Genomic DNA, 24668 nt, shown 5'->3' with positions numbered 1-24668 from the left:
AGCTATTAGAAAAAGACTACTAAAGAAAGCTACTAGAAAAAAAGATTAGCAGTGAACTACAAGCCAACCATTTTAGTAATAATCGCGTAGTGATCTTCAAACATCATTTTGGCATCGAGCTCAGCCAATGGTAACCAAAATGCTTTGGTCGCATCATCGCCGCCTTTTACTTTTGGCAAACCTTTCGGATCGTTTTTGAGCTGAAAATAAAACGCTTGAGTAATGGTGCGACCACGCGCTGAGCGATATGGATCGTCAAAGGTATGTTGGCTATGGCAAGAGCCGCGCAGTACTGGCTCAGGCACTTTGAGGCGAGTTTCTTCACGTAGCTCACGGATACAAGCATCAAACAGCGTCTCTTTTGGATTTAGAAATCCACCTGGCAGCGCCCAGAGTCCACGACCTGGCATACTGCGTCGCTCAACCAGTAGGATATGGCCTGACTGTACAATCAATGCATCGGCAGTCATAAAGGTCGGCGGGTATGGTGCTGATTCCCATTGTCTTTTATATTTATCAATAAAGTCTGCTTCTTCATGCAGCTGATGATAGTCGTCAGTTTGTTTGAATGCATCGAGGACGTTGCGCGTAGACTCAGGCGTACGCTCAGGTGTCGGCGTGGCACCCATCAGGTAGCTGTCGCGAATAGGCGTGGCTGATAAATTGTGATAATTGGGCACTGACACAGAGTCCCAGTTGGGGAACAATGACAGATAGTAAGATGAGCTATCTTTTGAATGACCAATCAAGCCAATATTCGTCTGCAAGTCACCAGTGACAGATTTTACGCCTGCCTGCACATACTGTAGCCAGCGGGTGTCATTGTAGAGTGCGTCATCTAAGCCAACACAGTGAATGCGTGCGGCTTCTTCTTCAGAGTAGGCGCCCTTAATCATTGCGGCACGCTCAGCGACGCTAAATGGATTGCGTAAGCTACGTGGCAAGTTGGCTGAGCCGATCAGCATAATCACTTCATCTGAGCGTTTTAATGCCTCATCGATGACGGCTTTGTGCCCAGCATGAAACGGCTGAAAGCGTCCGATAAAGACTAGATAACGATAGTGTTTACTGCTTTTCTGATCTAGGTTTTGCTTATCTGACTGTTGCTCTGATAATTCACTCATAGACGCCAACTTCCTACGACTTATTTTTATTGATTAAAAATTAATGACGCTAATACTGACACAGCCTATGACTTTCTGACAAGTATAAAGATGTTTTGTTGAACCTGTTAGTTAGGTTGTATGTAGATAGATGAGTGTATTTCCTATAAGGAACAGGGTAATAAATAAAATAATCATGACAGTATATATTGAGAAGTAGCACTTAAAAGCATTTGCTTCTTTGGGGGTTAGGTCACTTTTGTGATCCGCATAAAAGATTATGTGATATGAGGGATTATAAAACAGGACGAGTACATAGGGCGCTTTATCGTAACCATTCATTATTTGCTTGGTCATAGTAAAGTAGTACTGATAGACAATTGACATAGCAATAGTTAAAACAGTAAAGGTCATCAGTATTAAAGTGGTCATTATTTATCCTGAGTTCTTGCATGCTTCTCTATCCATGCCGTCACCGTTGGCCATATCTCTGTTGCAGCATTGCGGCTAACCATAATGCGACTGTGCGTATAGTCATCTAAATTGCCGTTACTGAGCGAATACTCTCGAAAGATATTGGTTGAATTGTTAAAGCCTTCAAAAAACAAACGGCAGCCGCAAGTAGGGGATATGAAGGTATCGCCTTTCGCACTGATAGAATAAACAGGAATGGTAATCTGTGGCATATGATGACGATAGTCGATAAAGTCATCACCAGTACTTTTCTGCTGATTAATGCTTCCGTTCATTTCTTCTGTATTTGTCCTGCCTTTATCGAAATTAGCCTTATTCAAAAAGCTGCTTTTAAAGTTTTTACGCAAATTCCAATCGTACCACTGGGTCATCGTATAGTAGCTTTCGTTAAAAGGGCCTACCTTGAACTGCTTAGCGGGTATGAAGCCGACCAGTCGAGTAACTATCTTGGCCATAAGGATTTTCGCGTGGCTGGTCGAGTCCTTTACTGCGCCAAAAGCTTGGCAGGCAAACATACTGATGCTATTGACCTTATCGATATAGCTTGGGTTTTGGACAAGAAACATGGTCAAACCAACACCGCCACCACTATGAGTAACGCAGTGCAGGTTATTGAATTTTAATTCTTCAAAGAAATAACGAAAAGTCGCTTCATAGTCGTAAGTGGCGACGGTCTCAAAGTTGAATTTTTCTTTCGGTAGCGAGCTATCACCATGTCCGCGCCATTCCATAATGTAGCAATGATGACCAAGCCCTGCAAAATATTCGGCGATTTTGAGGCAAGTTTGCTTGTCAGAAAACGTACCATGCGTCAAAAATATGTTTTGCGGTGTGATGTTAGGTAGGCTGTTTTCTGACGTGTTAGCTATCGTATCTTTGTCTGGATTATCGACTACTTTCCAAATGGCAATTTTCTCATCATCCTTGGTAGTTACTAGGTGCAACGTCCGTGTCATCATAAAATGATCCTATCCAAAAAATACATAATCTTTATACAAGCTGATATTTATACAAGGCAATTAAAAGCTACCATGCTAATAACGCTACTGCGCACAATCATTCAAATTAACAATACTACGTCAAAACCAGATGACTTGCTCGGACTAGATGTGAATGGTATGGCATATCGAAAATGCTGAGTGCGCTTGATAAATGGTACCGCTGTCTTTATATAGAGAATAACTTGGCAGCCAACATAGTCATTTAGCGTGTTTGTGGTTTCTCGTCTAAATATAAAGTTGTTTCGCCACCTGTTAGTATCATTAAAAAAACCAATGACAACCATTTACAATAGCCTCAGTTCAATTCACAGTAGCGTGGTCGGAATTGATGCTTGATTCAGGTATAATAACTGCTATAGACGGATTAAACTTTATACTCATGTCGGTCAATGTCATACAATAATAAATATCATTGCCAGTCTGCATGCCTTATATAAATCGTAAACATTTTAAAAATCCAAATTCACGACACAGTAGCCATAATAGATATAGCGTTTGTGTCATAACGCATAGGAAACATTATGAGTGAGCAAAACCAAGCTGATAACCAACTAGACCAAACTGCTGGCTATGAATCAGCTCTAGATACCGAGCAAGTCGAAGCGAAAAGCAACATTACTATCACTGAGTCAGCTCAAGGCTACTTGGCAGATTTGTTATCTAAGCAAGATACCGATGGTATCGGTGTGCGTATTTTCGTTGAGCATCCTGGTACGCCGCGTGCGGAGTGCTGCATGGCTTATAACCAGCCGGGCGAAGAAGACAGCGCTGACTTGCGTTTTACGTATGAAAACTTTTCTGCCTTTATTGAGGCGGCGTCAGTACCTTATCTAGAAGACGCGGTCATTGATTATAATAAAGACCGTTTTGGTGGTCAGCTGACTTTCCGCGCGCCAAACTCTAAAGTACCTAAAGTAGGCGCTGATGCCAGTGTCGAAGAGCGCATCAACTATGTATTGCAGTCAGAGATTAACCCTGGCTTGGCAGCGCATGGCGGTGACGTACAGTTGCTTGAGCTGATTGATGAAGAAGGCATTGGTCTAACCGCTGTATTGAAATTTGGTGGTGGTTGCCAAGGGTGCTCAGCGGTTGATATGACTCTACGTCAAGGCGTTGAAGTGCAGCTAAAACAGCAAATTCCAGAATTGACCCAAGTGGTTGATGAAACTGACCATACTCGTACAGAGAATGCTTACTACAAATAAAAAACAGTTAAAAGCAAAGTGGCTGCTACAAAGGTGGCCATTATCTCTAGTATAGATATGCCTGTTTGGTTTGCTGCTTATGAATATTTGTCATGAAGAGATGAGTATTTTGCTATTCTTTTAATAAAGAAGCTGAGTTATGATGAACTCAGCTTTTTTTATTGCTATGATTTAGCAGACAGTTTTTTAAGGTGGTTTTTGAACGATACGTCGTCAACAAATCATCTTTTATCAAAATAAAGGAATGTACTATGAGTGACGGATCAGCAGACCAGCAAACAGCCCAAAAATCAGAAACCCACCAACTAGAAACACCTCAACGTCTTGAGACCTTAGCGATTCATGCCGGCTATAGTGTAGAGCCAACGACCAAAGCAGTCGCCGTGCCTATTTATCATACCAGTTCATATGCGTTTGATAATACTCAGCATGGTGCAGATCTGTTTGATTTAAAAGTCGCAGGCAACATCTATACTCGTATCATGAATCCGACCAACGCGGTGCTAGAAGAGCGTGTGGCTGCGTTAGAAGGTGGTATCGGTGCGCTTGCCGTAGCCTCTGGTATGGCTGCCATCACCTATGCGATTCAGACCATTTGTGAAGCAGGCGACAATATCGTCGCTGTATCAACGCTATATGGCGGTACTTACAATTTATTTGCCCATGCATTGCCGCGTCAAGGTATCGAAGTGCGCTTCTTCGATCATAAAGACCCAGAAGCCATTCGTGACTTGATTGATGATAAAACCAAAATGGTGTTTGCCGAGAGTATCGGTAATCCACTAGGTAATATCGTTGATATTCAAGCGCTCAGTGATGTCGCTCATGAATATGGTGTACCTGTCGTGATTGATAATACGGTGGCGACGCCTGCGATATGCCGTCCATTTGAGTTCGGTGCAGATATCGTAGTTCACTCATTGACCAAGTATATGAGCGGAACGGGTACTTCAATCGGTGGTGCGATTGTCGATAGTGGCAAGTTTGCTTGGGGTGATTACCCTGAGCGTTTCCCACTGTTGAATACGCCAGATCATAGCTATCATGGGGTAAATTTCGTAAAAGACGTAGGCGCGCCAGCCTTTATTGCCCGTGCCCGCGTTGCGCCACTACGTAACACTGGCGCAGCACTTAGCCCGCTAAATGCCTTTGGTATCTTGCAAGGTATGGAGACGCTAAGTCTGCGTATGGAGCGTCACGTGCAAAACGCACAAGCCGTCGCAGAATATCTGCGTGACCATGATAAAGTTGCTTGGGTGAAATACGCAGGTCTGTCTGACCATCCTGAGCACGAGCTTGCCAAAAAATATATGAAAGGCACGCCTTCTGCTATCTTGACCTTTGGCGTCAAAGGTGGACTAGAAGCTGGTGCGCGCTTTATCGATGCGCTGCAACTGATTACTCGTTTGGTAAACATCGGTGATGCAAAATCATTGGCCTGTCATCCAGCGACGACCACGCATCGTCAGTTAAATGAGCAAGAGCTAGAAAATGCAGGCGTTAGTACTGATATGGTACGACTATCGATTGGTATCGAACATATCGAAGACATTAAAGCCGATCTCGCGCAAGCATTAGCTTCTGCTTAACAACAAGCGCTTATTAATTGAGCAAACTGTTTGAACAAGTCTGAATGATATAAAAAAAGCCCATATCGATTTGATATGGGCTTTTTGTTTTGCTTTCAACAGATGTGTTTAACAATTAAGCAGACAGTACACGCTGCGCAATATCTCGATAATCCTGCGAGGCAAGACGCGGTCCAAACTGCTGAATAACTTGTGCTGATATTTCGCTGGCAAGACGACCGCATTCTGGCAGACTATACTGCTGTGATAATGCGTATAAGAAAGCACCAGCGTAGTTATCGCCTGCACCGTTGGTATCGATGACGTTAGCCACTGCTGGCGTTGCAACGTCATAGACTTCAACTTCTGCCTCATCATTAGGCTGATGGGCGATGACTGCACCGTTGGCACCATCAGTGACGACGGCAATTTGGCAATATTCAAGCAGTGCACGCGCTGCTGCTTTGACTTGTTTTTTATCGGTGAATAGCTTGGCTTCTTCGCTATTGCAGAATATCACTGCTACTTTGTTGCCGAGCATATTGAGCAAGCCATCTTTGGCAAATTTTACTACCGCAGGGTCAGCAAAGCTCACCGCGATTTTTGCATTATGGATACCGGCTTGTTGACGTAATTGAGTCATCGCTGGTTGGATGCTCTCAGACATCGCCAGATAGCCTTCTATATATAGCCAATCTGCTTGGGTCAATGCGTCAAAATCAACATTGTCAGCGACAATCTCACTTGAGGTGCCAAGATAAGTCTGCATGGTACGCTCGCCATCTTCGGTAACGGCAACCACACATGAGCCGGTCACACCGCCTGCATGAATAGATTTGTCTGAGGTCGCGACACCTGCTTCGTGTAAGTCTCTGAGATAAAATGCCCCTTGATCATCATCACCAACGCGGCAAGCATAAAAAGGTTTACCGCCTAAGCTTGCAAAGGTAAACATAGTATTGGCTGCTGATCCACCGCCTGCTTGTTTTGATGGCTCAATCTCAGCCAGTTTAAAATAAGCCAGTAGTTGCTGCTGCTCTTCAATACCAGCCAACGTCATATTACCTTTGGTCAGCTCGGTCTCTTCTAGTGCCGCATCTGACAGCACATATTCGTGATCAACCAACGCATTACCTATTGCCATTACATCGTACATTGCTTATCTCTCCTCAATTCATTTATAAACGGTTATCTTTTTATTATTAAAAACTAGTCAGCTTGCAACTCTAGTAGACGCTGATAAAGCGCATTTTTCTTCACGCCAGTGATATCAGAGGCCAGTGCGGCTGCTTTTTTGACTGACAAATCCTCTAGCAAACGCTGTAGCAATTTATCATGCGTACTGATGTCGTCAGTATCTTTTGCCACACCGACGCCAGCGACGACCACGACAATCTCGCCGCGTTGTTGATTATCATCTGCTTTGACAAACTCAACCAACTCGCCAAGGGTGCTCTTGTGTATCGTTTCAAAGGTTTTAGTTAATTCACGGCAAAAAGTCACTGCGCGGTCTGCACCAAATATCGTTGCCATGTCTTCTAGACTAGCTACGATGCGATGCGGCGCTTCATAAAAGATTAAAGTTTCGGTACGTGCGATTAGGTCGCTCAGCTGTTTTTGACGACCATGCGTTTTGGCGGGCAAGAACCCAATAAAGCTAAATCGATCAGATGGTAACCCTGCTACTGACAATGCGCCAATTGCAGCAGAAGCCCCAACGATAGGTGATACGGTCACGCCAGCTTCATGCGCGGCTTGTACCAGTTGATAACCTGGATCGCTGACCAGAGGTGTACCCGCATCACTAATCAAGGCAACCGAATGACCTTGCTCAATCATTTCAATAATTTTGGGCGTTTGAATGGCGCTATTATGCTCGTGATAAGCCCATAGCTTATTGTGACCTTTTTGCTTTGTCGTCGTGTCATCATTTTCGATACTGCTTTTGGCAGGACGAGTCTCTGAGTCTTTTGTCTCGTCACCTTTGCTGCCTTTGGTATCGATGCCAAAATGTGACAGTAGTTTACCTGAGGTGCGGGTGTCTTCGCAGGCAATGATGGCGACCTGCTTTAAGACATCAATTGCATGCGTTGTCATGTCGGACATATTGCCAATCGGCGTGGCAACGATATAGAGACAAGCTGGCATCGCAGTAGGGGTAGACATGAAAACCTCGGGTCGTTAAAAAGACGTTAGAAAATAATAGTGCGCTAGTATGTACAGTCGTTATCTATGGTTTTTCAGTCAAATAACGAATGAGGCAATCGATAGATTTTGAGAGTAGAATGCGCAGAAGTGGCTAGTTTAGCATGTTGTGCTATGATAATTCTCAAATGTTAATCAGACCAATCAACCTTATGCCGAACCATAAGCCCTTAATCTTAACCTCACCGAAACAACGCCAAGGTAGTCGGTTTGAGCAGCAGGCGTGTGAGTATTTACAAGCGCAAGGGTTAAGGTTAGTCGCGCAAAATTGGCAACAGCCAAAAGTAGGTGAGCTGGATCTGGTCATGATTGAGACAGGTTCAGCATGGTCAACACTGGTATTTATTGAAGTTCGCCAGCGCAAGTCCTCGAATTATGGCGATGCAGCACTCAGTGTGACAGCCAGCAAACAGCGTAAAGTTATTAAGACAGCACAGTCCTTTTTGCAGCAGTATCCTGAATATGCTCATTATGATTGCCGGTTTGATGTCATTGCTTACAACACGATGAGTAAGTCAAATTCAAGAAATGAGCAGTTAGACCATCAACCAGAATGGATTCAAAATGCTTTTATAGCCAGTGCTTGGTAATAGAATAAGTAAGATAGATGCTGCCAAATGAAGCATCTAACCATATTTGACAAGTAAGGTTCGTTACTAAAAAGCTAACCGCTGATGGCCAAAATTAAGTAAAGTAGCGGTTATAGTCAACTCTCTATAAATCAGATACAGTATTATCTTACCGCTACGTTTAGCTCGTCACTACTTATAAAATTGTCACAACCATGTTCTAAGAGGTAAATAATGACACGGATGCATTTGCGCACTGCTATTTTTGGTTCATCACGCCGTATTACGACTGGCATTATGATTGCTGCCTGCGTTGTCAGTACAGGTTGTGCCACCAACTATCTGACCAACAGTACAGAAGGGACTTATGGTGTGCCAATGACTGAGCGCACGATTCCGCAGCGTCTGCTCGATCGTAGTATTGAACATACTGCCAAAATAAATGTATACGGGCTAAAAGAAGACTTGCAGCAAACCAGTCGTATGGGTATCGATAGTTTCAATAGCGAAGTGCTGCTAACAGGTGAAGTGCCAACTGAAACGCTTAAAGCAGAAGTAGAAAAAGTCGTTAGCTCTATGCCGGATGTACGCCGTGTCTACAATGAGATGGAAGTGAGTGCGTCAAAAGGGTATAGCTCAACGGTGCATGATGGCTATATCACTTCAAAGCTACTGGCGAAAATAGCCGCTAGCGATGGTGTGAGTGCCTCACAAATTAAAGCCGTTACCAATAATGGTGTGGTCTATATTATGGGCCGTATGACACCTACTCAGCAAAGTCATTTGATTGATATCGCCAATGGTACTGTGGGGGTCACTGAGTTGGTATTGCTGACAACTGTCGTTGACGATAGAGGGGTGAAAATAAATAATGATGACATCATGTATGAGAATAATTTGGCCAATCCTGCAGCAGCGCCAGCTGCCCAAGATACTACTATCAGCACGGCAACGCCTATTGTCATAACGGAAGAAGAGGCCAATACTACGCAGCCGTCATCAAGCCCTTATATTGACCTTTATCAGAACCAGTAGGCACTCTAGTTCGCCAAGCGATAAATGACGTTAATCACAATAAGCCTAAATAGTGATAACAGTAAAGGCACGAGAAATCTTCAGCCAGTGAGTACTATATCAATAGTAAAACGTAGCAGAGTCAGCGCATTAGCCAACGATACTAATATCAAACACGTCATTGGCTAATGGATGAACCATTATCGCTGTTAGCCTGTTACTACTGATTGATAAATAAATATAATAGGATACTGGTCATGAAGGATTCACAGGCAAATATACAACCAAATGAAGAAACAAGCGTCATTGGTAATATAGGCATACACAATAAACCTGCTCATAAGAAAACGCGAACATTGAGATTTGGTGGTGCGGCAATATTGGCATTGGGCAGTATCGCGTTAGCCACGCAAAACGCACAGGCACTATCACCGTTAGCTATCGTCAATGGGATTACTTCTAGTGGTGGCGTTGGAGTTAGCAAAGACATTTTATACGGTGACGAGCCCTCACAAGATCTAGATATTTATTACCCAAAGCCTTTGACACAGGCAATGAAAGCCCAGAGTACTATCAACACTAGCTATCCGATGGTGGTATTTGTCCATGGTGGTTCATGGGAGAGCGGCAATAAAGAACAATATGCCTTTGTCGGTCAGAGCTTAGCCAAAGCAGGGTATGTCACCGCAGTAATTAATTACCGTAAAGCGCCTGAACATGTCTATCCTGATTATGTCAAAGATGCGGCTCAAGCAATTGCTTGGAGTATTGAAAATGCGACCAGTCTTCATGCAGATCCGTCACGCCTAGCGGTGATGGGGCATTCTGCTGGCGCGTTTAATGCCGTTGCAGCTGTTGCCAACGAAGACTTTTTGTCGCCTTATGGCATTAAGCCAACAGATATTGCAGCCGTTATCGGAATTGCGGGTCCTTATAGCTATGATTTCCGCAAGTTCAGTAGTGCAACAGCGTTTGGCCCCAATGCCACACCTGATGAGGTGATGCCAGATCGTCAGATTAAAGGCGCGCAGCCGCCGTATTTATTATTAACGGCGGAAAAAGACAAAATTGTACATGTGACTAATACAATCAAAATGACAGAAGCGTTTAAAAAAGCAGGCGTAACCGTTGAAACGGGCGAAATCGAAGGAGCCAGTCACGCAACCAGTATAGGCGCGATGGCACCGCCGCTACGCTGGGTCAATGATGTGCGCGCGCAAGTGTTGACGTACTTGGATAAAACGCTCAAATAGCTTATTACTATGCATATCGGCGACTTTTGACCATTTAATTGATAGCACTGTCTCAATGCTTGAACACACTTGAGTAAGACAGTACTGTAAGATATGCAAACTCTTGTTATAATGTCATCACTTTAAATCTATACCCTATTCTAAACTTTAAGGCAGACTATTTTATGAGCATGAACGCTGACGATTTGATCGCATTTTTACAGACTCACTTCCCAGACGCTTTTATTCAAGCTGCCAACCAAGGTAATAAGTTTGACGTACGCGTGGTCGATGCCAGCTTTGAAGGCAAACGCGCGGTTCAGCGTCAGCAAGCAGTATATGCGTTAGTTAATGATAAGATTGCGAGTGGCGATATTCACGCACTCAACATCCAAGCGCTGACGCCTGCTGAGTGGGACGCTCAATCAAAAGGCTAATTAAATAGCTGTCTATATGACTAGATATTGCTGAATCGGCCATATGCATGGTTGAGAGTTGTAGTTCTAGTTTTCATAATTTTTTATACTCATCGCTAGGTTGTCACCTTTATGGATCAATTTTTAATCACTGGTAGTAGTCGTATCGCAGGGGAAGTCACCATCTCAGGCGCCAAAAATGCCGCTTTGCCGTTACTCGCAGCTATGATATTGGCTGAGACCCCAACGACACTGCATAACGTGCCGTCACTACAAGACGTGCGAACGTTGATTGAATTGATCGGTGGCATGGGTATCAAAATCCAGAAGCAAGATGATACGGTCACTTGCGATACCAAGAGTATCGATAACTTTTATGCCCCGTATGATTTGGTAAAAACCATGCGCGCGTCAATCTTGGTACTAGGGCCGTTATTGGCACGTTTTGGTGAAGCTGAAGTCTCATTGCCAGGTGGCTGCGCGATTGGTTCGCGCCCTGTTGATCAGCATCTAAAAGCGTTTGAAGCGATGGGTGCCGAAATCAGTGTAGAAAATGGCTATGTAAAAGCCCAAGCACCAAAAGGTGGCAAGCTATTAGGCTGTAATTTCTCATTTGATATGATTACCGTTGGCGGTACTGAAAACGTCATCATGGCAGCAGCATTGGCCAAAGGCACAACTGTCTTAGGTAACTGTGCGTTAGAGCCAGAAGTGGTTGATTTGGCCAATATGTTGGTTGCAATGGGTGCCAAAATAAGCGGTATCGGTACGTCAACGATGACCATCGAAGGGGTAGAGCGTCTGCATGGCTGCGAGTATTCAGTCGTACCTGATCGTATTGAGACAGGCTCATACCTTGCTGGTGCCTTGATGACACGTGGCGATGTATTGACCAAAAAAACATCTGCTCTATTATTGACGCCAGTGTTAGAGAAGTTTGAAGATATGGGTGCAACTATCACGAGTGGTGATGACTGGATTCGCGCACAAATGAAAGGTCGTCCAAAGGCAGTTGATATCCGTACACAGCCACATCCTGGTTTCCCGACGGATATGCAAGCTCAGCTAATGGCTATTGCTTGCTTAGCGGACGGTACAAGTACTTTTATTGAAAATATCTTCGAAAATCGCTATATGCATGTACCAGAGCTCAATCGTTTGGGCGCGTCTATTCAGGTTGACGGTCACACTGCGGTAGTAAGAGGTGTGGAAAACTTTACTGCAGCCCCAGTCATGGCGACGGATTTACGCGCGTCTATGTCATTGGTAATGGCAGCGGCGACTGCTGAAGGCGAGAGCTTAATTGACCGTATTTACCACATCGATCGTGGTTATGAGCATGTTGAAGACAAGCTGCGTAGCTTAGGCGTGAACATCGAGCGTATTAATACCAACGCTTAATATTGATTGACTCAATATCGACTGTTACCCATATTATGATATAAATTAAAAACTCCCCTTTCAATAGGGGACTGCACATGGACACGATGTCATTATGACTGAGACAAGCAAATCTTTACCAGCCAGCGGTTTATTAAACGAAGTAAACGATGAGTTTTCAGGTCTAACTTTGGCTTTATCAAAAGGCCGCATTCTAGAAGAGACCATGCCACTGTTACGTGCAGCTGGCGTTGATCTTTTAGAAGATCCTGAAGCGTCACGTAAGCTTATTTTCCCGACCTCAAATCCAAATGTGCGTGTATTGATTTTGCGTGCCAGCGACGTGCCGACCTATGTCGAACATGGCGCTGCTGACTTTGGGGTGGCGGGTAAAGATGTGCTGCTTGAGCATGGTGCCAATCATGTTTATGAATTGCTCGATTTGCAGATTGCTCAGTGTAAATTGATGACTGCGGGTGTGAAAGATGCACCGCTGCCAAATCGTCGCCTGCGTATCGCGACCAAATATGTTAATGTCGCCCGTGCTTATTTTGCAAGCCAAGGTCAGCAGGTTGATGTCATCAAACTTTACGGTTCGATGGAGCTTGCGCCATTGGTCGGCTTAGGTGATTTGATTGTCGATGTGGTCGATACAGGCAATACATTGCGTGCCAATGGACTTGAGGCACGCGATCACATTTGTGATGTTTCATCACGTCTGATCGTCAATCAAGTGAGCTATAAGCGCAAATTTGCATTACTAGAACCAATCTTAGATAGCTTTAAAAATAGTATCGCCAATAGCTAATTATCCAGTGCAAGTCATTGGTAAAATAAAGCACGGTTATACAAATTTTTAAACCAGTTTAGCAGGCTATGAGTGACGTAGCGTGCTAAACTGGTTTTGTTGTCTTAGCTTGCGAAAACATAAAAACATCGTAAAAATCAGACAAGAAGACGTCGAGTAAGCCGCAATACTTTTACCGTACAAACCTACTTTACTCAGTTCCAAACCGTTCATTTTTAGCACTACTTTATGCTCAGATATAGGATTAGGTCATGCGCCAGTTAAGTACCCAAGATGCCGATTTTGATAGTCAATTGACACAGTTGCTTGCCTTTGAGACAGTCAATGATGCTGAATTATTACATACCGTCGACGATATCATCGCCCAAGTACGTGCTGATGGTGATAGCGTCGTGTTGGCATTGACTCAGCAGTTTGATCAGCATCCAGCAACGTCGATGCAAGAGTTAGAGTTGTCTAAAGAAGCGCTTGCTGAAGCGTTTGCCAATCTTGATGAAAAAGTAAAGATAGCGTTGACCACAGCAGCGACTCGGGTACAGACATTCCATGAGCGCCAAGTACAAGAAACATGGCAGTATGAGGATGAGCTAGGTAACCGATTGGGTCAAAAAGTCACGCCACTTGATCGCGTTGGGATTTATGTGCCGGGCGGTCTGGCTTCTTATCCATCGTCAGTATTGATGAACGCCATTCCTGCTAAGGTAGCTGGCGTCACTGAAGTTATCATGGTCGTACCAGCGCCTAAAGGCGTGCTCAATCCGTTAGTATTGGCAGCGGCCCATCTGGCCCAAGTCGATCGCGTCTTTACTATCGGTGGCGCTCAAGCAGTAGCAGCTTTAGCTTACGGCACTGAAACGATTCCAGCCGTGGACAAAATCACAGGACCAGGCAACAAATATGTCGCTGCAGCCAAACGCGCAGTATTTGGTCAAGTTGGTATCGATATGATTGCTGGACCTTCAGAAGTATTGGTATATGCAGAAGGCGAAGCACAAGATAGAGCGGACTGGCTAGCGATGGATCTATTGTCTCAAGCTGAACATGATCGTATTGCACAAGCTATCTTTGTGACGACTAGCGAAGAGCAGCTCACCGAAGTAGCACTTGAGATAGAAAAAGCATTGGCTGAGCTACCAAAAGCAGATATCGCGCGTGACTCATTACAGAACCGCGGTGCACTGATTTTGGTAAAAGATCGTAGCGAAGGTATGGCACTTATCAATCGTATCGCTCCTGAGCATTTAGAGTTATCCGTTGATAATCCTGATGCACTGTTGAATGATATTCGTCATGCCGGCGCTATTTTTATGGGTCGTCATACGCCCGAAGCTATTGGGGATTACTGTGCAGGGCCAAATCATGTACTGCCAACATCAGGCACAGCGCGCTTTTCTTCTCCGTTAGGTGTGTACGATTTTCAAAAGAAATCATCTATCATTTATTGCAGTGAATCTGGCAGCAAGCCTCTGGCTGAGACAGCTGATATTTTAGCGCAGCGTGAGGACTTAGAAGCCCATGCGCGTTCAGCTCGTTATCGTTATCAGTAATTGATTTTGAATTTTTAGCTTTTACTTTTGATATTTATTTTTAATAGTCTTTGTGGCTAATAGTAGGATAATTTATGAGTGAGTCAAAGATAGACACCAGACTATGGTCGTCTAAAGCGCGCAACTTGTCACCTTATGTTCCAGGTGAGCAGCCGCAACACGACAATCTATGCAAACTAAATACCAATGAAAACCCATTTCCACCCTCGCCAAAAGTAGGGGAGGCTATTGCTAAGGTTTTGGAACATCAAGCTGATGAGTTACGTCTGTATCCTGCTCCTGAATCTAATGACCTACGTGCTGCATTGGCACAGTCATACAACCTTGATATCAATCAAGTATTCGTTGGTAACGGCTCAGATGAAGTCTTGGCGTTAGTCTTTGCTAGCTTCTTTTTAAAAGAGCGTCCGCTGCTATCACCTGATATTGGTTATAGTTTTTATCCTGTATATGCACAGACGTTTGGTGTAGAGCTTGTACAGATTCCTCTAGAGGAAGACTTTAGCATTGACCCTGATGCTTATCGTCAGCCTTGTAGCGGTATCATCATCGCTAATCCTAATGCACCAACAGGCTTACTGCTGTCGCTTGCTGATATCCGTAAACTTGCAAGTGAGCATTCTAATGCGGTCATTGTGATTGACGAAGCGTATATCGATTTTGCTCAGATAGAAGAAAGCAATGCAGATGCTCCAGTCTCAGCGGTGAGCTTAATCAATGAGTGTGATAACGTTATCGTGACCCAAACCTTTTCAAAGTCGCGCTCGCTTGCTGGTTTGCGCGTTGGTATGGCCTTTGGCAATGCATCGTTGATTGAAGCACTTACACGGATGAAAAACAGCTTTAACAGCTATCCGCTGGATAAGTTGGCTCAAGCTGGTGCGACTGCGAGTGTATTAGACACTGAATACTTTGAGCAAACCCGTCAGCAAGTCATTGATTTACGTACGTCGCTAACAGCAGAGTTGACGACATTGGGCTATAAGGTCCTACCGTCACATGCCAACTTCGTATTCGCTCGTCCAAAAGATGGTGATGCAAGTGCTGTCGCGAGTGCGTTACGCGAGCAAGGCATTATCGTTCGCCATTTTGATAAGCCGCGTATTGCAGAGTACTTGCGTATTACCATCGGTACGGCAGAGCAGAACAACCGTTTGATTGATGCGCTAAAAGCCTTGCAAGTCGATGCTAGCGTTGCTGCTGAATAATATTAGATTGATAGCTTAATATAGGATATTGGTAGGTAAGTCTCTTTACTTAAAACGCAAAACACTATCGATAAGTCTTAAAAAAAGCCTGCTAACGTAACGTTGACAGGCTTTTTTAATTTTAAATTAGTAATAATGTTTGAGTTCGCTATCTTAGGTTTTTTGAGCCAGTACTGATAATAAATTACCTACTTTATCTAAGCATTCTTGGTATTCAGCATCATAATCAGACGCGACCGTAATACCGCCACCTGCCCATAGGTTAACGTGTCTTTCTTTATTACAGCCATCATTCGACAAAGCGTTGGCTTGCAATGTACGAATGAGTACATTCCATTGTCCACTACCATCAAAATTCATATAACCCATAGTGCCGCAATAAGCACCCCGTGGCGTAGATTCCAATTCAGCGATGATTTCGACAGCGCGTTTTTTTGGTGTGCCAGTGATAGAACCAGCAGGCAGACTACCAAACAATACAGCCAATGGATGAGTATCAGTTTTTAGCTCAGCGGTGATGGTGCTGACCATATGATGCACGTTGCTAAAACTCTCAATTGCAAATAACTGTGGTACTTTCACAGTGCCAATTTTGGCGTATTTACCCAAATCATTACGCAGTAAATCCACAATCATGACATTTTCGGCACGGTCTTTTTCGCTATTGATTAGTTGCTGCTTATACAGATCATCTTGCTCGTTAGTCGTACCTCGCGGCATGGTTCCCTTGATAGGCTTGGTGCGAATAGAGTGTTTGCCAGTGTCGATTTCTCTAGTAAATGTAAAAAATAACTCAGGTGAGCAGCTTAACAATTCAAAATGATTGCTATCTGCGTCAAAGTTGTTTCTATTTAGGTAATCACCATCATTGCCCTTAACGCTCACATATCCTGCAAAAGGTGCTTTTGTATTGCGATATAGCGCAGGCAAATAGTCAATAAGCGAAAAGGCTGATTGAACATCGTTATTTTCGCGCGCTAAACTGCCAGACCATTTCTGTGTCAGGTTTATCTGATAGCAGTCACCTTGTTGTAGATAGTCTTGTGTGCGATTAAATGCTTGTTGATAATCAGGCTTGCTCCATCGAGGACTTAAAACTAGGGGAGTGATGTTTGATGTATCTTTAAACTGTGGTTGATTGAGATAGTTATCAGACAGTTTTTGATCCAGTTCGTCGAGGTAAGAGGTAAGAGTCGTTACAAGATTATCGTTTGTCTTATGACCAATATTCTCATAAGTGTCATCGTTAGTTAGATGATTCCTTAATTCCCAGCCTGTATCAGCATGTGCCGTAGGTGTTAGATAAATATCATAATGTCCTAATGAAGCAGACGGCTGCATCGCTAATTCAATTCTATCGGCAGGACTTAGTTCGAGAGCTGCAATATCATAACCAATAAAACCGATTAGCCCATGATGATAACTGGGTTTTGGGCTTTCTTCGTTATTGATATATGAGGTGTCGTGATTAACTTCTTGAGCATTACTATAAGCGATTAGCTCTTCTTGCCACTCTAGATAGCTCATATAAGCTGTCGTGCTAGCATAACTATTATCAGCGCTATTTATATTAGTATCGCGACTCAAGTCAGTATTGCGACAACTCTTAATCACCTTGTAAATATTAGATAAATCACTAGAAGCTTGCTCATCATTGGGATATACAGACCAGCTGACTTTTGGGAGTAAGCCGATTACTGGTCGACCATCGTTATTAAGCCAAATAAGTTGCCAGTTTGCTTTAATATCTTGGTCGAGCAAGTGACGCTGTAGCTGCGGCATCAGCTCTGCAGCAGACAAATCACCAAAACGCCAGCTAGGTTTGCTAGCTGGCGATGGCGCAGAATCTGTCTGCTCAGTTGTATTGTGATTTGATACAAGCATGGGTTAAGCGTCAAACTTTTTGATAATTAGCGTAGCGTTAGTACCACCAAAGCCAAAGCTATTACTCATCAAGGTTTCAAGATTTGCTTCACGCATTTCGGTGACGATATCGAAACCTTCAGCAGCAGGATCTAAGTTATCAACATTGATACTTGGAGCGATAAAGCCGTCCTGTAGCATTAGCAGACAGTAAATCAGCTCTTGTGCACCAACAGCACCCAAGCTATGGCCTGTCATTGATTTGGTTGAGCTGATAGCAGGTACTTTACTGACGTCATTATCAAATACTTTAGCAATCGCTTTAAGCTCAGTAATATCGCCCAGTGGTGTACTAGTACCATGACTATTGATGTAATCAACACTTTCTAGACCCGCTTCGGCCAAGGCTTGTTGCATACAGCGAACAGCACCTTCACCACTTGGCGCAACCATTTCTGCACCATCAGAGCTGGCACCATAGCCAACAATTTCAGCCAAAATATTGGCACCGCGTGCTTGAGCATGTTCCAGACTCTCTACAACCACCATCGCGCCACCAGCAGCAATCACAAAACCGTCACGGTCTTTGTCATAGGCTCTTGAGGCAAGTTTTGGTGTGTCGTTATACTGAGTACTAACTGCGCCCATTGCATCAAACATACAAGACTGCGTCCAATGCTCAGCTTCACTACCACCAGCCAATATCACATCCGCTTTACCCAGTTGGATAAGCTCAGCAGCATGACCGATACAGTGTGTTGAAGTCGCGCAAGCAGAGGCGAGCGAGTAGGAGACGCCTTGGATTTTGAGACCAGTTGCTAAAGCGGCTGATACCGAGCTGCCCATTGTTTTTGGTACGGCCATTGCGCCGACACCGCGTAAACCTTTTTCGCGCATAGCATCGATAGCATTGACGATATTTTCTGTTGAGGCGCCGCCCGAGCTTGCCACTACACCCACTCGTGGGTTGTTATTAATAGTATCAAGCGATAGTCCTGAGTGCTCAATCGCATTTAGCGCACTGACGTAAGCATAGAGACTGGCGTCACTAAAGAACCTTTTCAGCTTACGATCGATACCACTGGTATCAAGTTCTGATTGATTGATGCTACCGCTCACGTGTGATTTAAACTCGTGCTCAGCATAAGAATCATTAAATGTGATGCCAGACTGACCTTCTTTGAGGGCAGTGGTGACAGTGTCTAAATCATGTCCGATACAAGAGACAATCCCTGCTCCAGTAATAACTACGCGACGCATATTCTATTCCTTATGAGTAACAATCCTTCAGAATTGCTTTCAATAATCGTTTTTAAATATTGGTTCTATTAATTAAATATTGGTTCTATCAATCGATGTTAAGTGCCGTCGTACTTTATCGCCATTATATAAACCATAGAAAAATCGATGCTCTATAAATGGTAATCTGTAAATAAAGTACAAGTGTACTGTGAATTATGGCACATGATAACGTATCAAGCTTTCAAAATGTTTGCGCAAGTGCAAAATAACGACAAAATAGCGCTTATGATTCAATACTGAGTGAAAAAATGACAAGTAAGCCTAGCTACTGGCTATGGACGGAATTATACTTTAGATACAAAATTTGTGATTCTAATAACATTGTTCGCACTGACACTAGTTACGATAACTGGCTAAAATAATAGATTCATTATTATTAATAATTAACTATCATATTAAAATACAACTATATTAAAAAACCAACTCATCATATTAAGGACATCACGATGGCAAAGCGTAGTACTCTTTCTAAAAGCATTAATACTCTTGGCTCTTTTACTCGAAATAACCTAGAGCGCGTAGGGGCTATGATTGACAGCATAAATGCTAAAACAGGCAAACCGCGTCAATACAAAGCCGTCGACCTAGGCGATGAAGACTACCAACAAGACTTGTTTCGTGAGCAAACCTTAAAAGCTACGCAGCAACTTTTAGGACCACGCTTTGCTACTTATGGTAAATACGCCAAGAAAGTCGTGCCGAATAGCTTTTTCCAATCGACAGTTGATGGCGCATTTGCCCAAGTGGCCAACCTCGCTGCGAACTGGAGTCAACTAGACTTACCTAATGAGCATCGTTTTGCCAATATTGCTACTTTAGATGACGAAGAGCGTTATGCGCTAGCTACTGATATTGCTAACCAAAACCGTGCACTTGCAATGATGGGTGGTTTGACAGGTTTGGCAGGTCTACCAGGTTTGCTAGCTGATACATTGTGGCTATTATTGGTTTCATTACGTACGGTTTATCAGATTGCTGCTGTATATAATAAGCCGCTGACAGGTAAGCAAGGCGTCAAGATGGCGTACGAACTACTATCAAACGCTGATTTGAGCAAAATGCAAGAAAAACAAGCGCTATTAGCTGGTCTAGGTATTGGTAAAGGTTTGCTTGATAATGCTCAGAGCAATGGACTGCATAGTGAACTTAAAAATCTCGGTCTAAAAAATAAAAATGTGAATTTCTATGCTGAGCAAATAGACAAAGTCGCCAGTCAAGTAGGTGTTGATTTAGATCAGATTAATTTATCATGGGTTCGTCGTTTTATTCCTGTCACCGCAGTAGCGATCGGCATGCACTATAATAGCCAGTTGATTGACGAAGTTATTGGCGTTGCTCAAGCGACCTTTGCACCAGAAGCAAAATTGGCCAATCGTGCTATTACTGATGACAGCAGCAGTGAGGCTAAAGTAGAAAAGGCTGATACTGATGAGGCGAAAAAAGACACAGAGCGTAAAGAAAAAAGCAGTGATTCAGAAAAAGTCACTGATAAAGAAGAAGCTAGTAAAGAAGAAACTAGCAGTAAAAAAGATGCAGACAAGCAAACGTCTGATAAAAAAGCCAAGTAATAGACATATTATTTGCTAGTTTGGTTATAGGTTTATAAGCGCAATGGTATTTATCTTGGTTTGATTGAGCAACACGACTTGAAAATTAGGATAAATACCACCACTTAGTTACTATCAAGTACCATTTCAATGTTAAACATCTTTTCTTAATGATGCTTGAGCTCGCTTTGTTTACTTTATTTCTTACGCTATTTTTCGGCGAAAAATCTATAAAGTGATACAATGAGAGGCTGAATGCATATCTATCAAATGTTGTAAAGCGAAACCATTCATAAGTGGTTGAAATAGCAGCAACAACTCTTTATAATACACTGTCCTAAAAATGGGTGCCCCGAAATCTGCAATTATTGTCAGATAGATGGTGCATTGGCCCATTTTTTTGTTTTATACCAAACGGGAGAAGGATGCCTTATGGCAACAACTAACCAATTGATTCGTAAAGGTCGCAAAACCATCAAGGAAAAGTCAAAAGTTCCTGCGTTGGAAGCGTGCCCACAGCGTCGCGGTGTATGTACTCGTGTATATACTACCACGCCAAAAAAACCTAACTCTGCCATGCGTAAAGTATGTCGTGTACGTTTGACTTCAGGCTATGAAGTATCAAGCTACATCGGCGGCGAAGGTCATAACCTACAAGAGCACAGTGTTGTTCTAATCCGTGGTGGTCGTGTAAAAGATCTACCAGGTGTACGTTATCACACTGTTCGCGGTGCATTAGATTGCGCAGGCGTTAAAGACCGTAAGCAAGGTCGCTCTAAGTACGGTGCTAAGAAGCCTAAAGTTTAATAACTAAACGTTATTAGATAAGCTTTTTGCACTACCCAATAACTGTGCATGGGTTTGGTGTCAGTAGTAATATCGCTTTTATATAAACATATATCTGGGATTTACTCTTAAAACATACCACCATGCAGTAAGGCTAACTGATAACTCACTGCTATATCCTAATGATAAGTAGTCGATGTTGTGAATGTTAGACACTCCTGAAGATAAGGAAATTTATTATGCCAAGACGTCGCGTCGTTGCTGCCCGTGAGATCCTACCGGATCCTAAGTTTGGTAGCCAAACTGTTGCAAAATTCATCAACCATGTAATGAGTGATGGTAAAAAATCTACTGCTGAGCGTATCGTTTACGGTGCACTTGAGACAGTAAGTGAGAAGCGTAAAGTTGAAGATCCAGTATCTTTCTTCGAAGAAGTGCTAGAAAATGTACGCCCAATGGTAGAAGTAAAAGCTCGCCGCGTTGGCGGTGCAACCTATCAAGTACCAATGGAAGTACGCCCCTCCCGTCGTACTGCATTGGCTATGCGTTGGTTAGCTGAAGCTGCTGCTAAGCGTTCTGAAAAATCAATGGCTTTGCGTTTAGCTGGCGAATTGAATGATGCTGCTGATGGCAAAGGCGCTGCTATGAAAAAGCGTGACGAAGTTCACCGCATGGCAGATGCTAACAAAGCATTCTCTCATTACCGTTTCTAAGCTACTTTTTAATAGTAGCTTGAGATTAGAGGCTCATGCCATTTAATCTTACATTGTTGTTTATTCTATTGATTGCCGCCATCATCATTCGGTCATATATAAATGTTATTTATTGATGACTGAGGTGGCGGACATCTATCCAGATGTCTCTCTTAACAAATACAGTTTTTGCTGGAGAGCATCCCAAATTTGATGCCGCACTATTCTTAGTATTTGCTCTTTTTTTGTCCGTATTAGGCTCAATAATCAGTAAGTAATATTACGAAGCTGAACGCTTTGTCATAGAGTATGAGGTAGAGACACAATACATTATTATATACACGACTTTTCCTAGGAAAACACTATGGCTCGTAAAACTCCCCTAAAACGCTATCGCAATATTGGTATCTCAGCGCACATCGATGCTGGTAAGACAACCACTACAGAGCGTGTTTTATTCTATACCGGTGTTAGCCACAAAATTGGCGAAGTACATGATGGCGCAGCCACTATGGACTGGATGGAGCAAGAACAAGAGCGTGGTATTACTATTACCTCAGCGGCAACAACTTGTTTTTGGTCAGGTATGGCTAAACAGTTTGACGAACACCGTATCAACATCATCGATACCCCAGGTCACGTTGACTTCACGATCGAAGTTGAACGTTCTATGCGTGTACTTGATGGCGCTTGCATGGTTTACTGTGCAGTAGGCGGCGTTCAGCCACAGTCTGAGACCGTATGGCGTCAGGCGAACAAATATAAAGTACCACGTCTTGCATTTGTAAACAAAATGGACCGTGTTGGTGCTGATTTCTATCGTGTTATCGAACAGATCAAAACTCGTTTGGGTGGTAACCCTGTACCATTGGTTATCCCAATTGGTAAAGAAGATGACTTCGAAGGCGTTGTTGATCTAGTGACCATGAAAGCTATCTATTGGGACGAAGCGTCTCAAGGTATGCAGTATGATGAGCGCGAAATCCCAACTGAACTACAAGAAAAAGCAGCAGAATACCGCGAGCACCTTGTAGAAAGCGCTGCTGAAGCAAATGAAGAGTTGATGAACGAATACCTAGAAAACGGTGAATTGACTGTAGAACAAATTCACGGTGCTATTCGTCAGTTAACTATCGATAACGAAATCATCCCGCTTCTTTGTGGTACTGCCTTTAAGAACAAAGGTGTACAGAAGATGCTAGATGCCGTTATTCAGTATCTACCTGCACCAATCGACGTACCTGCTATTAAAGGTATTCTTGATGACAAAGACGAAAGCGAAGGCAGCCGTGAAGCATCAGATGAAGCACCTTTCTCAGCACTAGCGTTCAAAATCATGAATGACAAATTCGTTGGTAACTTAACCTTCGTACGTGTTTATTCTGGTGTAATGAAGCAGGGTAGCAGTGTTTATAACCCAGTTAAGATGAAGCGTGAGCGTGTTGGCCGTATCGTACAGATGATGGCAAACTCTCAAGAAGAGCTTGCAGAGATTCGTACTGGTGATATCGCAGCTCTAGTCGGCATGAAAGATGTGACTACTGGTGATACGCTATGTGATGAAGACAACGTGATCACTCTTGAGCGTATGGAATTCCCAGATCCAGTTATCTCTCTAGCTGTTGAGCCAAAGACCAAAGCTGACCAAGAAAAAATGTCAATCGCTCTTGGCCGTTTGGCAAAAGAAGATCCATCGTTCCGTGTACACACTGACGAAGAATCTGGTCAGACGATCATCAGTGGTATGGGTGAGCTACATCTAGAGATTCTTGTTGACCGTATGAAGCGTGAATTCAACGTTGAAGCAAACATCGGTGCACCTCAGGTTGCTTATCGTGAAACGATTCGTAACACTGTTGAACAAGAAGGCAAATTCGTACGTCAAACAGGTGGTCGTGGTAAGTTTGGTCACGTTTGGTTACGTCTTGAGCCACTTGATCCAGCTGGCGACACTGAATATGAATTCGCTGAAGAAGTTGTTGGTGGTACTGTACCAAAAGAATTCCACGGTGCTGTTGACAAAGGTATCCAAGAGCGCATGAAAAACGGCGTCCTTGCAGGATATCCAGTAGTTGGCGTAAAAGCGACCTTGTATGATGGTTCTTATCATGACGTTGACTCTGATGAATTGTCATTTAAGATGGCTGGTTCTATGGCCTTCAGAAAAGGTTTCTTAGCAGCTGATCCAGCGCTACTTGAGCCAGTAATGAAAGTAGAAGTTGAAACACCTGAAGACTACATGGGCGACATCATGGGCGATCTTAACCGTCGTCGTGGTTTGGTACAGGGTATGGAAGATCTACCTGGCGGTACTAAACAGATTCGTGCTGAAGTACCATTAGCGGAAATGTTTGGTTATGCCACTCAAATGCGCTCTATGTCACAAGGCCGTGCAACTTACTCAATGGAATTCCAAAAGTACGCTGAAATTCCAAAATCAGTTGCTGCTGAAATCATCTCTAAGTTCAACTCTAAAGATGATGACGAGTAAATAAAGCTTACTAAAGGTGACAATATAGAGTATGTCTGTGTATTGTCACTAAAGAATACGCCAATAACTTGTTAAAAGACTTGTTATTGGCCGCGATTTTCTTATAATATCTGCACATCAGTATGTGCAACCTTTTAACTATTATCTTAATGTGGTCAAAATCGTCTTAATAATCATATTTATATGAGTTAAGTCTTGAACCCCAAAAAAAGAGGAAATACCCATGGCAAAGGCCAAGTTTGAACGTAACAAGCCAC

At 43.3% G+C, this 24668-nt stretch carries 20 protein-coding genes; 14 read left to right on the top strand and 6 right to left on the bottom strand.

Going from position 1 to position 24668, the window contains the following annotated elements:
• Positions 1-56: 56 nt before the first annotated feature.
• Complete coding sequence (locus V6252_RS12080; RefSeq protein ID WP_341610595.1) at positions 57-1124, bottom strand: bifunctional nicotinamide-nucleotide adenylyltransferase/Nudix hydroxylase; 1068 nt, start codon at positions 1122-1124, stop codon at positions 57-59.
• Positions 1125-1534: 410 nt separating this feature from the next.
• Positions 1535-2536: an alpha/beta fold hydrolase gene (locus tag V6252_RS12075; protein ID WP_341610594.1), complete on the bottom strand. Its 1002-nt coding sequence runs from the start codon at positions 2534-2536 to the stop codon at positions 1535-1537.
• A gap of 563 nt (positions 2537-3099) precedes the next feature.
• Here V6252_RS12075 and nfuA point away from each other — a divergent pair.
• Positions 3100-3783: a Fe-S biogenesis protein NfuA gene (nfuA, locus tag V6252_RS12070; RefSeq protein ID WP_057761762.1), complete on the top strand. Its 684-nt coding sequence runs from the start codon at positions 3100-3102 to the stop codon at positions 3781-3783.
• A 251-nt stretch (positions 3784-4034) separates the two neighbouring features.
• Entirely contained in the window at positions 4035-5372 is a 1338-nt protein-coding gene (locus V6252_RS12065) for an O-acetylhomoserine aminocarboxypropyltransferase/cysteine synthase family protein (RefSeq protein WP_341610593.1), read from the top strand.
• Between the two features lie 115 nt (positions 5373-5487).
• Here the strand turns inward: V6252_RS12065 and V6252_RS12060 are convergent, their stop codons facing one another.
• Positions 5488-6507 carry an adenosine kinase gene (locus V6252_RS12060; RefSeq protein WP_341610592.1) on the bottom strand — a complete coding sequence of 340 codons (1020 nt, stop codon included), beginning with the start codon at positions 6505-6507 and terminating at the stop codon, positions 5488-5490.
• A 53-nt stretch (positions 6508-6560) separates the two neighbouring features.
• Complete coding sequence (gene rsmI, locus V6252_RS12055; protein ID WP_341610591.1) at positions 6561-7517, bottom strand: 16S rRNA (cytidine(1402)-2'-O)-methyltransferase; 957 nt, start codon at positions 7515-7517, stop codon at positions 6561-6563.
• A gap of 143 nt (positions 7518-7660) precedes the next feature.
• Between rsmI and V6252_RS12050 the strand changes: the two genes are divergently transcribed.
• The 8 genes from V6252_RS12050 (at position 7661) to hisC (ending at position 15730) form a co-directional block, all read left to right on the top strand.
• Positions 7661-8146: a YraN family protein gene (locus tag V6252_RS12050; protein ID WP_298811454.1), complete on the top strand. Its 486-nt coding sequence runs from the start codon at positions 7661-7663 to the stop codon at positions 8144-8146.
• Positions 8147-8359: 213 nt separating this feature from the next.
• Complete coding sequence (locus V6252_RS12045) at positions 8360-9160, top strand: BON domain-containing protein (protein ID WP_341610590.1); 801 nt, start codon at positions 8360-8362, stop codon at positions 9158-9160.
• A gap of 236 nt (positions 9161-9396) precedes the next feature.
• Complete coding sequence (locus tag V6252_RS12040) at positions 9397-10392, top strand: alpha/beta hydrolase (protein WP_341610589.1); 996 nt, start codon at positions 9397-9399, stop codon at positions 10390-10392.
• Between the two features lie 164 nt (positions 10393-10556).
• Positions 10557-10808: a BolA family protein gene (locus tag V6252_RS12035; RefSeq protein ID WP_057761749.1), complete on the top strand. Its 252-nt coding sequence runs from the start codon at positions 10557-10559 to the stop codon at positions 10806-10808.
• A 111-nt stretch (positions 10809-10919) separates the two neighbouring features.
• Complete coding sequence (gene murA, locus V6252_RS12030) at positions 10920-12188, top strand: UDP-N-acetylglucosamine 1-carboxyvinyltransferase (protein WP_114701832.1); 1269 nt, start codon at positions 10920-10922, stop codon at positions 12186-12188.
• Between the two features lie 94 nt (positions 12189-12282).
• On the top strand, positions 12283-12975 hold the full coding sequence (gene hisG / locus V6252_RS12025; RefSeq protein WP_101205353.1) for an ATP phosphoribosyltransferase: 693 nt from the start codon (positions 12283-12285) through the stop codon (positions 12973-12975).
• 251 nt (positions 12976-13226) lie between these two features.
• Positions 13227-14522 carry a histidinol dehydrogenase gene (gene hisD, locus V6252_RS12020; protein ID WP_341610588.1) on the top strand — a complete coding sequence of 432 codons (1296 nt, stop codon included), beginning with the start codon at positions 13227-13229 and terminating at the stop codon, positions 14520-14522.
• A 74-nt stretch (positions 14523-14596) separates the two neighbouring features.
• Entirely contained in the window at positions 14597-15730 is a 1134-nt protein-coding gene (gene hisC / locus V6252_RS12015) for a histidinol-phosphate transaminase (RefSeq protein ID WP_341610587.1), read from the top strand.
• A 153-nt stretch (positions 15731-15883) separates the two neighbouring features.
• On the opposite strand, the gene V6252_RS12010 is transcribed toward hisC, so the two are convergent.
• The gene (locus V6252_RS12010; RefSeq protein WP_341610586.1) at positions 15884-17614 is read right to left on the bottom strand and encodes an anthranilate synthase component I family protein; all 1731 of its coding nucleotides are present in this window, start codon (positions 17612-17614) and stop codon (positions 15884-15886) included.
• A gap of 3 nt (positions 17615-17617) precedes the next feature.
• A complete protein-coding gene (locus V6252_RS12005) occupies positions 17618-18853 on the bottom strand; it encodes a beta-ketoacyl-ACP synthase II (protein ID WP_102091614.1) in 1236 nt (411 codons plus the stop codon).
• Between the two features lie 488 nt (positions 18854-19341).
• On the opposite strand from V6252_RS12005, the gene V6252_RS12000 reads away from it, so the two are divergent.
• The 4 genes from V6252_RS12000 to fusA all read left to right on the top strand — a co-directional run bounded on the left by V6252_RS12000 (position 19342) and on the right by fusA (position 24411).
• On the top strand, positions 19342-20463 hold the full coding sequence (locus tag V6252_RS12000) for an EcsC family protein (RefSeq protein ID WP_341610585.1): 1122 nt from the start codon (positions 19342-19344) through the stop codon (positions 20461-20463).
• Positions 20464-20874: 411 nt separating this feature from the next.
• Positions 20875-21249 carry a 30S ribosomal protein S12 gene (rpsL, locus tag V6252_RS11995; protein WP_011281154.1) on the top strand — a complete coding sequence of 125 codons (375 nt, stop codon included), beginning with the start codon at positions 20875-20877 and terminating at the stop codon, positions 21247-21249.
• A 218-nt stretch (positions 21250-21467) separates the two neighbouring features.
• Positions 21468-21941: a 30S ribosomal protein S7 gene (rpsG, locus tag V6252_RS11990; protein WP_057761735.1), complete on the top strand. Its 474-nt coding sequence runs from the start codon at positions 21468-21470 to the stop codon at positions 21939-21941.
• Positions 21942-22284: 343 nt separating this feature from the next.
• Entirely contained in the window at positions 22285-24411 is a 2127-nt protein-coding gene (fusA, locus tag V6252_RS11985; protein WP_057761733.1) for an elongation factor G, read from the top strand.
• Positions 24412-24668 lie beyond the last annotated feature (257 nt).

The sequence above is a fragment of the Psychrobacter proteolyticus genome (genome assembly GCF_038155145.1).
GTDB lineage: Bacteria > Pseudomonadota > Gammaproteobacteria > Pseudomonadales > Moraxellaceae > Psychrobacter > Psychrobacter proteolyticus_B.
Note: the sequence above shows the minus strand (reverse complement) of the source record. Positions and strands in the feature narration are given on the sequence as shown.